Genomic DNA, 13,956 nt, shown 5'->3' with positions numbered 1-13,956 from the left:
TTATGCTCACAAAAAGAATTATACCCTGTTTAGATATAAAAGACGGAAGAACCGTAAAAGGCGTAAATTTTGTGGATTTACGTGATGCGGGTGACCCTGTAGAATTAGCACAGCGTTATGCGGATGAGGGTGCAGATGAACTCGTTTTTCTCGATATTTCTGCTACTGAACATAAACGTAAAACCTTAGCCGAATTAGTTTACAATGTTGCCGAAAAATTAAATATTCCCTTTACTGTGGGGGGTGGAATTTCTTCCGTGGAAGATGTGGATATCTTACTAAAAAATGGAGCGGATAAAGTTTCTATCAATTCATCAGCGGTTAAAAATCCGGACTTGATTAACGAATTGGTAGCCAAATTTGGTTCGCAATGCATAGTAGTGGCCATAGATGCCCGTAAAACTACTGATGGTTGGAAAGTACATTTGGTAGGCGGCAAAGTGCCTACGGAATTGGATTTGTTTGATTGGGCAAAAGAGGTAGAACTACGTGGCGCTGGCGAAATTCTGTTTACCTCCATGGACCATGACGGTACTAAAAATGGCTTTGCTGATGAGGAATTAGCAAAACTCTCTAGTCTGGTAAACATTCCTATCATCGCCTCTGGTGGTGCGGGAGCGGTTTCTCATTTTACAGATACCTTTAAAAATGGCAAGGCAGATGCAGCTTTAGCGGCCAGTGTATTTCACTTTAAAGAAATAGCCATTCCAGATTTAAAACAACAGTTAGAAAAAGAAGGAATACCAGTACGTATTTGATTATCAAAATACGGTTCAAATTCAAAAAGTTTAAAAACAACAAGAGAATACAGCATAATGAAAATCGATTTTTCAAAAGATAAGAACGGTTTAGTACCCGCAATAATTCAAGATGCACGCACCAAAAATGTGTTAATGCTAGGGTATATGAACCAAGAAGCATTTGATAAAACACAAGACACAGGTAAGGTCACTTTTTTTAGTCGTTCTAAAAATAGATTATGGACCAAGGGAGAGGAAAGCGGCAACTTTTTAGAACTGGTTTCTATGAAGGTGGATTGTGATAAGGACACCCTGTTGGTACAAGTGAAGCCAATTGGACCTACTTGCCATACAGGTACAGACACCTGTTGGGACGAAGAAAACACACCAAATTTTAGCTTTTTGTCTGAGTTAGAAAATGTAATTGCTTCCCGAAAAGAAAATAAAGAGGATGAAAAAAGCTATGTAGCTTCTCTTTTTAGAAAGGGAATTAATAAAATTGCTCAAAAAGTAGGGGAAGAGGCGGTAGAAACCGTAATTGAGGCCAAAGACGATAATGAAGAATTGTTTTTAAATGAAAGTGCAGATTTACTTTTTCATTATTTAATCTTACTACAAGCCAAGGGTTACACCTTAAAAGATATTGAAAGGGTTTTGATAGAAAGACATTAAAGAAAGCCCCAGGAATGGGGCTTTTTCTATACCTCTAAAGTAGACCAAGTAAATTGAAATGGCTTAGGTATTTTTCTTTCGTTATAAGTAAAAACAATGTTGTTTTTAATAAATACTTTTGTAACAGGTATGGCTGTTTTGTTGGGTAAATTATCTCTGTGCATCCTCATCTATTTGCTTCTTATAGCGATTTTTACCCATATTAAATATGCCTATTTTAATCCCCAAACCTGCAGAGAATCCATTAATGCGGTCTAGCGCTTGTTGTTCCAATTCAATTTTACTAGAAAATCGGTATTTGCCTGTAGCTTCTAATTGTACATATCTATTAATATTAAATAATAAACTTACACCTGGCTCGTAAACAAAAATAAAATCTGAAGTTTCAAAATCTTCATTATCAAAATCACTATCATCGTTTTCAAAAGTGTCACCATCTACATAACCAATGCCTCCTCCGCCAATAAATTGTGGAAATGATAGGCTAATTGTCCGTTTACCAAAAAGTATAGGTTCTAAATGTAACCCTACATAACCACCAATTAAATCTTCATTATCTATTGAAAATTCTCCTGTTAAGTTCTGTTGAGAATAAAACCCGTACGTTGCTAAACCTATTTCTAATTTACGGTTAGCCACATACGCCAGTTTTAGACCAGCAAAAAAAGTATCCTTACCATCAATTTCACCAATTGCCAAGGGAATGCCAAGATAAACACCATGAACTACATTGTTACGGTCGTTAAAGGTGATGTATTCGTCACTGTTTGTTTGTTGCGCGTGTAGTGATAACACACTAATAAAAAATATAAATAATACTGTCGTTTTTTGATTGAACATAATTCTAATTTTGATTGATATGCTTTAAAGACAACCTAAGTTTAAAAAGGTTGCATCTGTATTCTATTTTAATCGTTAATGGTTACAATTCCTTTTACACCAGAAATAGTGATGGTACCTTGTTTCTTATTACCATAAGTAGCTTCTATTTTTCTAAGTTTTTTACCCTTGTCAAGTATTTTAGAAACTACATTTTCATAGCTTTTAGGCAGTCTAACTACCCCTTGTTCTAAAGTAGCTAAAAACCGATGTGAAAAATTGGTTGTTTTAATGGCTATATCTGAGGATTCTTGAGTTAAGGTAATAGTGGCATTAGGACTATTTACTTTCCCAATCACAAAATCTACAATTTTTAACTCGGTATCAATATCGGATTGCAATTGCTCTATTCTAATGGAAGAGAATTTGAGACTCCCAAAAAGATGCGTTACTTCTTCTAAATGTATTTCGTCTTTATTGGAGTATAGCTCAAGGGTCTCCGTAGCATTTAATTGTATTTCACTACCCTCTGTAGTTAATTGCAGTTTTTTGGCGTCATCCATGTTTAATTCGCCATTTTTTAATGCTATTCTAGCGCTTATTATGCTTTTTGCTCTTATTTTTCCGAATTTCAACTGAATATTTGCTTTATTAATGGTTTCTCCAAGCCATAAATCACCATGTTCCAGATTGGTCTCTAATTCGCCCTTCCAATCTTCTATCAGAATATCTCCAAATTTGTTTTTAACATTCAGTTTAGCCTCTTTGGGTACATACACTTCATAATCTATTTGTACTCTGCTACGGTCGGTATCAATAGGGTTTGTTTTATTAAAGAAATCGGCAAACCATCCCGTATTTCTATTCGTAATTAGGGAAGTAATGGAGACAAAACTTTGATTTGAACGTATTTCTGGTCTTACGCGGTTTAGAAGGTCTTTTGCGTTTTCTTCTTTTTTATGATTTACTTTTACTGTAATATTTACTTTAACCTTAGACTGTTCCCAACCCGTAATTTTTACATTACCGTATTTGTTTTCTACATGCAATTCTCCATTGGTATCTAGCTTAAATTCCTTGTGAATGGTTTTCGTAAGTGACTCTTGTGCCATTAAGCTACCCCCAAAAAGCAATAGGAGCAATACTAGATAAGTTTTATAAAGTGTACCCATAATCTTGCTCAATATTTTTTGTTTCATTAAGTCTTTCTAAAAGCTTTTCAATAAGCTCAATACGTTTTTTGTAGTTGGCAACAATGGCTTCTAAAACCTGTTCATTATCTAAATTGATTGCCATTTCTTTTTTGAGTGCAAGGTATTCCGTATCCAATTCGTCCATAAAAGACAAAAATTCATTTTTATCTTTTATACTTAGTCTAGGATTATTCTTTACCAACGCTACTTGGTAATTCACTAAGCTTTTGTAATGCATGTCTATTTCAAGCAGTTCTTTTGAAACCAGTTGTTCTCCAGTATTTACACTTGATTTAAATTGAGTAAAAAACAATGTAATAGCCATTATTACAACCAAACTTGCTGCAAATTTTAAAAGTAGTTTCCTTTGATAAAGTGGAACAACTTTAGGCTTATCATCTTTTAAGGCAGAATTAATATGTAGCCACATTTTATCTTTATTCGCTTTTTCAGTATTAAAAGCTGCCGCATTCTTACGTATATATTTTTCAAAATCATCCATCATAATTCACTTACAATTTGCATTAACTTCTTTTTAGCTCTGTGGTATTGGGATTTAGAAGTGCTTTCCGTTATTTCTAAAATTGTCGCAATTTCCAGATGGTCGTATCCTTCTATCAAATAGAGATTAATAACCTGCTTATAGCCATCTGGTAATAACGCAATGCCACGTTTTATTTTAGTAATATCCAATACATCTGGTAACATAGCCTCTGTTGGTTGGGTTAGATGAAATTCATGCTCATCCATAGGGACTAAGTCTACCTTTTTTACTTTAAGATGATTAATACTTTTATTAATTACTATTCTTTTTAACCAAGCTCCAAAACTACTTTGGTATTTAAAGGAGTGTAATTGTTTAAAAGCATCAATAAAGCTATCTTGTACTATATCTTCTGCATCTTCCTTATTTTCTAAAATCCTAAAACTTACATTATACATGGCGTCTACATAGCAACTATAGAGTTCGTATTGAGAACTACTATGGCCTGCTTTGCTCTGTTCTACTAATGACTTATGCGTAAAACGAATGTCCGTTTTCAATGGTTTTGGTTGATACTTTCTGCTCTAAAGACAAAGGAACTAACTAAGGGTTGCACCTAAAGTAAAAAAAGTGTAAAGTTTTTTATAGTGAAGCGAAGTTATCCCACTTTTTTTAGTGTGAAATGCAACCTTGTCTTTTTAGAATTGTCTATTGGTGGTATACATTTTCATTCAATCATCAAAAAACAAATTAAAAAATGAATTCAAAAAAAATACCATGGATTGTGGTTGTATTAATACTCCAATCATTCTGGGGCTTAGGACAAACTCATTATACAATTAGCGGAATCATAAAAGATAAAAGTAATGGAGAGACGCTATATGGAGCTTCTGTTTTTCTGGAGGGTACAACCATTGGTGCTACTACCAATACATATGGTTTTTATTCTATTTCCGCTCCAGAAGGCGACTACAATTTAAACGTTTCTTATATAGGTTTTACTGATATTACTGTAAAATTGAGCTTACAAACAGACACAAAAAAAGATATAGAACTTGACGAACTATCTACCGAATTGAACGAGGTAATTGTAACTGCAGAAGAACCAGAGAAAGCACTACTTCGAAAACCAGAAATGAGCGTGTTAAAGATGAATATTAACACCGTTAAAAAAATGCCTGTGGTGTTAGGAGAGGTAGATATATTAAAATCATTACAAATGCTACCAGGGGTTACGAACAACGGAGAAGGAACTGGGGGTTTTCATGTAAGAGGAGGTGCTCAGGACCAAAATTTAGTATTGTTAGACGAGGCTATCATCTACAATACCTCTCATATGTTTGGTTTTTTTTCGGTTTTTAACGCAGACGCTATTAAAGATTTAAAACTCTACAAAGGCGGAATACCGGCTCGCTTTGGAGGTAGAGTTTCTTCTGTTTTAGATATCAGACAAAAAGACGGGAACAGTAAAAAATTTGCACTTACGGGTGGTATTGGAGCAATTTCTAGTAGGGTAACAGCAGAAGGACCCATGTTTAATAATAAGGGTTCTTATTTGGTTGCTGGCAGACGCTCTTATCTAGATCTTTTTCTTAAAGCAGCAGGCGAAGAGAATTCCGTAATGTTTTATGATTTAAACCTTAAAACCAATTACAGTATAAATCCAAACAATAGAATTTACCTGAGTGGTTATTTTGGAAGAGATGCTTTTAAAATTGGACAAAGCTTTGCCAGTAGTTATGGTAATGCTTCTGGTAATCTTAGGTGGAACCATATTTTTAATGATAAATTATTCTCTAATCTCTCTGCAATTGTTAGTAGATATGATTATGATTTAGATTTGGATTTTGAAGAGTTTGAGTGGATGTCCTCCATAAACAACTACAATCTTAAGTATGATTTTAAATATTACTTAAAGGATAGTTTTACTATGGGTTTTGGGGCCAGCAGTCTGCTCTATGTGTTTGACCCTGGTCAAATAAATCCAACATCAAATACATCTTCCATTAACCCCTTTGCTTTAGATCGGAAAAGAGCTTTGGAAAGTGCTATCTATTTAAATGCAGAGCATAAGTTAAGCAATAGATTAACTGCTGAATATGGACTTCGTTTTAGTGGGTTTTCTAGATTAGGAGGGCAACCAATTTCAACATATCAAAATGACCAACCAGTAGTTTATAATCCAGATTTAGAAATCTATGAGAGGGGAGAAGTAATTGATGAAACTGCTTATAAAAAGAGCGATGTAATAACTTCTTTTCGCAATTTAGAACCTAGAGCATCTTTAGCCTATTTAATTAATGACAATAGTTCTGTAAAGGCAGGATTTTCTAGAACAGCCCAGTATATTCATCTTTTGTCTAATACTTCTTCCGTAACGCCTTTGGATGTATGGACTCCAAGCGGCCCTTTTATAAAGCCCCAATTGTCTAATCAATACGCCCTGGGATACTTTTATGATTTTGAGGATAAAACCTATTCTTTAGAGGTAGAAGGTTATTTTAAATCAGTAGCAAATAGGATTGATTATATAGATGGTTCTGACCTTATAGGCCAGAATACCATTGAAACCGAAATATTGAATGGAGAAATGCGTGCCTATGGACTAGAATTCTTACTGCGCAAAAACACAGGAAATTTTACGGGCTGGATAGCTTATACCTTGTCAAAATCTGAACAACGTACCCTAGGTGATACAGCTGGCGGACCTGGAATCGCCAATGGTAGTTGGTATCCTACTTTTTTTGATAGAACCCATGATATATCCATTTCTGGAGCGTACCGTTTAAGCGATAGCTGGAGTTTTGGAACCAACCTCGTTTTTCAGACTGGTAGACCAGTGACTTACCCTAATGGGCAGTATAGTTACGAGGGAGTGTCCATTGCAAGTTATTCAAGTAGAAATTCTGACCGTCTACCCGCGTATCACCGTTTGGATGCATCCATAACTTACACGCCCAAAAAATCTTTAAATAAGCGATTTAGGGGAGAATGGGTTTTAAGCATTTACAACCTCTATCACCGTAAAAATGCGGCCAGTATTTCATTTGGGCAAAACTTTGAGACCGGTGCCAATGAAGCCACAAGAACCGCCATTTTTGGCATATTACCTTCTATTACTTATAATTTTAAATTTTAATCATGAAATCATTCTTAAAACAATTAGCTATCCTAATACTAATAGTTTTTACTTCTTGTGAAGACATTGTAGATATAGAGGTGCAAGAAGGACCAACAAGACTTGTAATAGAAGCTTCTTTAGATTGGGAAAAAGGAACAGAAGGTAATTATCAAACTATAAAACTATCCACCTCTACACCTTATTTTGATACAAGTTATCAACCTGCAATAGGTGCCACAGTTAGCGTTCTTAATGTAAATAGCGGAACAGAGGTTTTATTTGTAGACCAAAACGATGGAAACTATTCTACAACTGATTTTGAGCCGATAATTGGCGATACTTATGCATTAACCATAAGCTATAAAAACGAAGTATTTACCGCTACAGAGAAAATGACTCCCGTTCCAGAAATCAAGGAAATTTTTCAGTCAAGGGATGATGGTTTTAATGATGAGGATTTAGAAGTTCATTTAGTTTTTACGGACCCTGAAGCAGAAGAGAATTACTACCTATTCAAATTTTTAAAAGAGGGAGAATTATTTCCTGTTTTTGAAGATGCTAAGGACGAATTTATAAATGGGAATGAGATTGATTGGTGGTATGAGATAGAAGAAGATGAGATGGATGGTTTAACGCCTTTTGAGCCGGGTGATACCGTTTACATTAGCATGCATGGTGTATCTAAAAGCTATTATGAATACATGAAAATTTTAATTGAACAAATGGGTGGCGCTGGCTTATTCTCTTCAACACCAGTTGCTTTAAAAGGCAATTGTATTAACCAAACCCAACCAGATAATTACCCGTTTGGTTATTTTAGGCTTACAGAGGTAAACAGGGTTACTTACACATTTACAGCAGATTAAAATGTGATTGATGTGGTAGCATTGGGTTCCTAGGGCTTAATGCTACCTTTTTTTCCTACCACCATACTACAAATAACTTAAATAATTCGCCCTCTTTGGTACGCACCCAAACCATAGGTGCATATTGATTAAGGTGTTTTAAATTGATGTCTAGCAATGTATTATAATGGTTGTTCCATAATACTTGGTGATGGGGTACCAACGGCCATTCCCTTTTGGTAGGAATATAAAATTGATACGTTTTAAATGCAATACTGCTGAATTGCTCAAAGCGCACCCAATAACCTGCATGGCAAGCTGTATTTAGTGGTCTTATTGCTAACTTTTCTTCCTTAAATGGCGAAAATAATTGCGCTTTAAAACAAGACTGTTGTTTCACCTTTAAAGGATCAATGCCTAAACTTTCCCATTTTTGTTTAAGACTTGGATGCTGTAGGAGTGGAAATTGTTTTTCCTTAAGCTTATCCAATTTAGTATAAAACATATCCCGTTTGTTTGGACCCATGAGTCGGTGAATTGGCTCCGAAATATCAGGATTTATAATATAGAATTTGTACGCCAATTCTACATGCAGATAGCTGTTGCTACTGATATCTTTCAATATAAAATCTAACTCCCCCAAACGCACTTTTCCCTCATCTATTAAAATATTAGATGCAATTACTTGATAGTTTTTAACTAGTGTAATTAGGTGCTTAAACACGTATTCCATTTGGTGCCCCAAACGCAGTTTTTCTGGAATGTCAACATTTTTTATGACCCCCATGTCAATTGAAGGAAATTCAAATTGTTCCAATCCAAATTGTTTATGAGTCCATAAGGGCTTGGTATTGTAAAATGCTTGTATCAATTCTTTCATCCTTAAACAAACTTACGGAAAGCGTTAAGTTTTTATAAAAAATAACGACAACTGAGCATTATACAGTAATTTTAAGGTATGGCTATGAAAACAAGAAAAGGATTCCTTTTTACCACGTACAGTGCGCCAGACCAGAGTCCGTTTGAAAAATTGTTTGATATTTTTCAAGAGCTAATCACACATACTTCCGGTGATTTTGATGAGGCAATAGATTGGTTGCGTCAGTTAGATGAAGAATACCAATTAACAACTCCAGACTATACTATAGACGATTTTATAGAAGACCTTAAAAAGAAAGGTTATATCCGTGAAGAGTTTGAACAAGGTGATGGAACGGCAGGTGAAGGTGAGGAAGGACAAGATGGTGAAGGCGGTGGCACCATAAATATCACGGCTAAATTAGAACGGATGCTACGCCAACGTGCGTTGGACCAAATCTTTGGTAAAATTAAACGTAGTGGCTCTGGCAATCATAAGACCGGAAAATTAGGGAAAGGAGATGAACACTCGGGCGATTTTAGAGAATACCGCTACGGAGATGGTCTAGAGCATATTTCTATGACAGAGAGTTTACGTAATGCCCAAATAAACCATGGCATAGGTAACTTTATGTTAGACGAAAATGATTTGGTGGTAGAGGATACAGAGCATAAAGCACAAATGAGTACCGTGCTTATGATTGATATTAGTCACTCCATGATTTTGTATGGAGAAGACCGGATAACTCCTGCTAAAAAAGTGGCCATGGCGTTGGCAGAATTAATCACCACTAGGTACCCAAAGGACACTTTGGATATTCTGGTATTTGGGAACGATGCTTGGCCAATTCCCATCAAGGATTTACCTTATTTAAAGGTAGGTCCATACCATACTAATACAGTGGCTGGGTTGCAATTGGCTATGGATATGTTACGTAGAAAGCGTAATACCAACAAACAAATATTTATGATAACGGATGGCAAACCAAGTTGTTTGCGCTTGCCCAATGGTGATTATTATAAAAACAGCGTAGGCTTGGACGAGTATATAGTTGAGAAATGCTACAATATGGCCGCACAAGCAAGAAAATTACATATACCCATTACTACCTTTATGATTGCGCAAGACCCTTATTTAATGCAGTTTGTACGGGAGTTTACCGCAGCAAATAAAGGAAAAGCATTTTATACAGGTCTCAAAGGTCTTGGAGAAATGATTTTTGAAGACTACGAAAACAATAGAAGAAAGAGAATTAAATAAAAGCCTCACACGTTGTGGGCTATAAAACCCTGAAGCCTTAGGGTGATAAAAAAAATATATGAAGATAGAGAACATTCAAACTTTAGGAGCTTTAAAAAAAGCTGGTTATGTCACAAAATCGGTTAAAGACGAATTAAGGGATAACCTTATTGTTAAAATCAAAAATAAAGAAACTGTTTTTGAAGGCATTTGGGGATACGAAGATTCTGTAATTCCAGAGCTAGAGCGCGCCATTTTATCCAAGCATAACATTAATTTGTTAGGTTTAAGAGGGCAAGCAAAAACACGTTTAGCCAGGCAAATGCTTAACCTATTGAATGATTATATTCCTTATGTAACGGGTTCAGAAATCCATGACGACCCATTTAATCCTTTATCCCGATTTGCAAAAGAACTAATTGCAGAAAAAGGGGATGACACGCCTATTTCTTGGTTACCTAAAGAAGACCGTTTTTACGAAAAATTGGCAACGCCAGATGTAACTGTAGCTGATTTAATAGGAGATGTTGATCCTATAAAAGCAGCAAATCTAAAACTGAGTTATGCAGACGACCGAGTAATCCACTTTGGAATGATACCGCGTGCGAACCGTTGTATTTTTGTGATTAACGAATTACCAGATTTGCAGGCAAGAATACAAGTTTCTTTGTTTAATATTTTACAAGAAGGCGATATTCAAATACGTGGTTTTAAATTACGATTGCCATTAGATATCCAATTTGTATTTACCGCTAATCCAGAAGATTATACTAATAGAGGTAGTATTGTAACTCCGCTTAAAGATAGGATTGGTTCTCAAATTCTGACACATTATCCAGAAGAATTAGAAATCGCTAAGAAAATCACACAACAAGAAGTAAGTGCGCTACTTTCTGAAAATAAGGAAATTTATGTGCCAGAATTAGCGAAAGATGTATTAGAACAGATAAGCTTTGAAGCGCGAGATAGTGAATATGTAGATGCCAAAAGTGGTGTAAGTGCTCGTATGAGTATTACCGCTTATGAAAATTTGTTGAGCACCGCTAAAAGAAGAATGCTAATAAATGGTGATTCAGAAACACAAGTGCGATTGGCCGATTTTATGGGTATTATTCCAGCTATAACAGGAAAGATAGAATTGGTTTATGAGGGCGAACAAGAAGGCGCCGCCTTTGTAGCCGAAACGTTAATAGAAGAGGCTATTAAATCCATTTTTCCAAAATATTTTCCAGAGATTAGTAAACTAGAACGTAAAGGAGAGCCTACTGCTTATGATGATATTATTAGTTGGTTTTTTGATCAAGACGGATTTGAACTGATAGATGGCGATAGCGATAAAGAATATCAGCAAAAATTAAATGCAATAGTTCCATTAAACGATTTGGCACGGGAGTATGGAGATGAAATTCCTGCACAAGATCAATATTTTTTAAAGGAATTTTTACTATGGGGATTAGTAGCTTATAAAAAATTAAGCAAACAACGTATCAATAAAGGTTTGCAATTCAATGACTTGTATGGAAACTATATTAATGGATTGTAAAAGGTAATCCTAACAATAAGAATGTTGTAAAAGCCCTATCTTTCTGAAAGGGCTTTTTTTAGTTACTTTGTTTTAATACATCCTTAAATATGGCCAAGAAAAAGAAAATTACGCAAAGATATTCCCGTTCTAAATCTAAATTAGGGAAAGCACCTGGTCATATTTCCTACGTAGGTTTAAGAGATAAAGAACCATCGCATCTGCAATTAATAACATATAATGAACACAATTTTAAACAGTCAGAAATAGCTCACAAACAATTACCGGTTAAAAATGAATTAGAAACGACATTACTCAATATTGTAGGTATTTCTGATGAAGAAGCTATTAATAACATAGGCTCACATTACAAATTAAATAATTTGCTCTTAGAGGATGTCATGGATACCCTTCAACGTCCCAAAATAGATGAGTATGATGAGCATTTATTTGGCGTATTTAAAATGCTATATCTAGATGGTGAAAAACAGATTAAAATAGAACATGTAAGTCTTATATTATTAGACAAGCAAGTTCTAATTTTTCAAGAAACCGATGAAGACGTATTTGGTGGGGTAAGGGAGCGTATCACTAACAAATATGGGCGTATACGAAGTAGGGGAGCAGACTACTTATTTTTTGCACTACTAGATGCCATTGTGGATAATTATTATGTAGTGTTAGATGATATTAGAGAGAATTTGGAATCGCTAGAAGAAGAAGTTTATGAAAATCCAACCAAAGAATCTGCAAAAAAAATACAGACACTCAAAAAAGAAATTCTTCGTATCCGTAAATGGGTATTTCCTGTAAAAGAGATTGTCAATAGAATGCTAGCAACAGAAAGTTCCTTAATTGATAAGGATACTAAAATATTTTTGAGAGATACCTCTGACCACTGTACAGAGATTAATGAAGATATCGTTCTTTATCGTGAAATGGTTACCAGCCTTATGGAAATGTACATGACCAATATGAGTAACAAGATGAATGAGGTAATGAAAGTGCTTACGGTTATTGCTTCCATTTTTATTCCGTTGACTTTTATTGCTGGTATTTATGGCATGAATTTTACTAATATGCCAGAACTCAATTCGCCCTATGGCTATCCCTTAGTATGGTTGTCCTTTATAATTATTGGGCTGGGACTGTTAATATTCTTTAAAAAGAAAGACTGGCTTTAACATTTCTTATGTTAACACTTTCCTTATTGGGTTAAAGCCCGTTAAATAGCTTGACAAATTTTAGGTTGCACATATCTTATGAGTGTTGATTTACTGAAAAACACATTGGTATATAGATGTTAAGTAAGTAATTTATTGTTGAACCTAAAAAACTATGTTATGAATTATTTGAATTTAAATGAAGAAAAAGTGTTACCAGTAGTACAAGAATTGAATACGCTATTGGCAGACTATCAATTGTACTATCAAAAACTAAGAAATTTTCACTGGAATATTGTAGGAAGGAATTTCTTCGATTTACACGAAAAATTTGAGGACTTATATAACGATGCTCGTGTTAAGATTGATGAAATTGCAGAACGTATTTTAACCTTGAGATACCACCCAATGAGCAATCTATCTAGTTATTTGGAAAATTCTAATGTAAGCGAAACTAAGGAAATTGTAGATGACCAACAGATGGTATCTGCCTTATTAGAAACTCATGGCATTTTAATTAAGCAAATGTACCGTGTAGTGAACGAAGCAGAGCAAATTGAAGATGAAGGTACTGTAGATTTAATAGGTGCGTACATTAGAGAATTAGAAAAGAGTAGCTGGATGTTAGATGCTTGGTTAAAGACCACCGCCGATAGACAAAGACAAGCAGTGACAGCGTAAGAAATCGCATCGCTAAAAAAAATTGTTGAATACAAAAAGAAAAGAAAATGAAATTATTGAAGACATTAACTGCTACAACCATGATATTTGGACTAACCGTAGTAGGAGCACAGGAGATGAAAAGTGAAAAGGGACAAGAAGAGGTGAAAAATGAGACCACCTCTAAAACTCTAACGTTTTATGAAAATGGAGAAAAGATAAAAAATTCAGTAACCATTAATACAATGGTGGACGGTGAAGTTAAGACAGACCCAAAAGATGAGGGAATGGTAAATGGAGACCGTATTTTTACCCCGGTAACCGTGGTAAAAACTATTGAAATTGACAGGGATGCTGATAATGATATTGATGAAGTCATTAAATTCAGCTACAAGACCGAAGAAAAAACTGATTTTGCGCTAGTAAGTAGCGGTGAGGAATTGATGGTAGCCGTGGAAGACGGTGAAAACTTGAAAATTTTAGAAAATCAGGATTTGAAGATGAAAAAGGATATGCAAACAAATACTACTTACGTTTATACGGATAATAAAGGTGAAAAAGTGGAATTTGTAGTAGAAAAAGAAACGAATAAAAACATGAGTAAATAATAATTTATTCAGCAAACCATTTAAAAAGAGG

General features: G+C 34.9%; 14 protein-coding genes. 9 read left to right on the top strand and 5 right to left on the bottom strand.

Annotated elements, in window-relative coordinates; translation table 11 throughout:
• The first annotated feature begins 2 nt into the window (after positions 1-2).
• Positions 3-758 carry an imidazole glycerol phosphate synthase subunit HisF gene (gene hisF / locus FBT53_RS04360; protein WP_136949940.1) on the top strand — a complete coding sequence of 252 codons (756 nt, stop codon included), beginning with the start codon at positions 3-5 and terminating at the stop codon, positions 756-758.
• A 57-nt stretch (positions 759-815) separates the two neighbouring features.
• On the top strand, positions 816-1,412 hold the full coding sequence (gene hisIE, locus FBT53_RS04355; protein ID WP_136949939.1) for a bifunctional phosphoribosyl-AMP cyclohydrolase/phosphoribosyl-ATP diphosphatase HisIE: 597 nt from the start codon (positions 816-818) through the stop codon (positions 1,410-1,412).
• A gap of 150 nt (positions 1,413-1,562) precedes the next feature.
• Here the strand turns inward: hisIE and FBT53_RS04350 are convergent, their stop codons facing one another.
• The 4 genes from FBT53_RS04350 to FBT53_RS04335 all read right to left on the bottom strand — a co-directional run bounded on the left by FBT53_RS04350 (position 1,563) and on the right by FBT53_RS04335 (position 4,468).
• Positions 1,563-2,252: a hypothetical protein gene (locus tag FBT53_RS04350; RefSeq protein ID WP_136949938.1), complete on the bottom strand. Its 690-nt coding sequence runs from the start codon at positions 2,250-2,252 to the stop codon at positions 1,563-1,565.
• A 68-nt stretch (positions 2,253-2,320) separates the two neighbouring features.
• On the bottom strand, positions 2,321-3,430 hold the full coding sequence (locus tag FBT53_RS04345; protein WP_136949937.1) for a hypothetical protein: 1,110 nt from the start codon (positions 3,428-3,430) through the stop codon (positions 2,321-2,323).
• The gene (locus FBT53_RS04340; protein WP_136949936.1) at positions 3,387-3,929 is read right to left on the bottom strand and encodes a hypothetical protein; all 543 of its coding nucleotides are present in this window, start codon (positions 3,927-3,929) and stop codon (positions 3,387-3,389) included. Before FBT53_RS04340 ends, FBT53_RS04345 begins: the two co-directional genes overlap by 44 nt.
• A complete protein-coding gene (locus FBT53_RS04335; protein WP_240729759.1) occupies positions 3,926-4,468 on the bottom strand; it encodes an RNA polymerase sigma factor in 543 nt (180 codons plus the stop codon). Before FBT53_RS04335 ends, FBT53_RS04340 begins: the two co-directional genes overlap by 4 nt.
• 197 nt (positions 4,469-4,665) lie before the next feature.
• On the opposite strand from FBT53_RS04335, the gene FBT53_RS04330 reads away from it, so the two are divergent.
• Together FBT53_RS04330 and FBT53_RS04325 are read left to right on the top strand one after the other, a co-directional pair.
• A complete protein-coding gene (locus FBT53_RS04330) occupies positions 4,666-7,047 on the top strand; it encodes a TonB-dependent receptor (RefSeq protein WP_136949935.1) in 2,382 nt (793 codons plus the stop codon).
• Positions 7,048-7,049: 2 nt separating this feature from the next.
• Positions 7,050-7,895: a DUF4249 domain-containing protein gene (locus tag FBT53_RS04325; protein WP_136949934.1), complete on the top strand. Its 846-nt coding sequence runs from the start codon at positions 7,050-7,052 to the stop codon at positions 7,893-7,895.
• Between the two features lie 55 nt (positions 7,896-7,950).
• Here the strand turns inward: FBT53_RS04325 and FBT53_RS04320 are convergent, their stop codons facing one another.
• The gene (locus tag FBT53_RS04320; RefSeq protein WP_136949933.1) at positions 7,951-8,754 is read right to left on the bottom strand and encodes a DUF1853 family protein; all 804 of its coding nucleotides are present in this window, start codon (positions 8,752-8,754) and stop codon (positions 7,951-7,953) included.
• Between the two features lie 78 nt (positions 8,755-8,832).
• On the opposite strand from FBT53_RS04320, the gene FBT53_RS04315 reads away from it, so the two are divergent.
• From FBT53_RS04315 to FBT53_RS04295, 5 genes are all read left to right on the top strand, one after another.
• On the top strand, positions 8,833-9,993 hold the full coding sequence (locus FBT53_RS04315) for a VWA domain-containing protein (protein ID WP_136949932.1): 1,161 nt from the start codon (positions 8,833-8,835) through the stop codon (positions 9,991-9,993).
• Positions 9,994-10,051: 58 nt separating this feature from the next.
• Positions 10,052-11,515: a magnesium chelatase gene (locus FBT53_RS04310; protein ID WP_136949931.1), complete on the top strand. Its 1,464-nt coding sequence runs from the start codon at positions 10,052-10,054 to the stop codon at positions 11,513-11,515.
• 89 nt (positions 11,516-11,604) lie between these two features.
• Entirely contained in the window at positions 11,605-12,678 is a 1,074-nt protein-coding gene (gene corA, locus FBT53_RS04305; RefSeq protein ID WP_136949930.1) for a magnesium/cobalt transporter CorA, read from the top strand.
• Between the two features lie 159 nt (positions 12,679-12,837).
• Positions 12,838-13,338 (top strand): Dps family protein, encoded by a 501-nt coding sequence (locus FBT53_RS04300; protein WP_136949929.1) that lies wholly within the window; start codon positions 12,838-12,840, stop codon positions 13,336-13,338.
• A 47-nt stretch (positions 13,339-13,385) separates the two neighbouring features.
• Complete coding sequence (locus FBT53_RS04295) at positions 13,386-13,925, top strand: hypothetical protein (protein ID WP_136949928.1); 540 nt, start codon at positions 13,386-13,388, stop codon at positions 13,923-13,925.
• Positions 13,926-13,956 lie beyond the last annotated feature (31 nt).

The sequence above is a fragment of the Flavobacterium sp. ASW18X genome (genome assembly GCF_005144745.1).
Taxonomy (GTDB): Bacteria; Bacteroidota; Bacteroidia; order Flavobacteriales; family Flavobacteriaceae; genus Croceivirga.
Note: the sequence above shows the minus strand (reverse complement) of the source record. Positions and strands in the feature narration are given on the sequence as shown.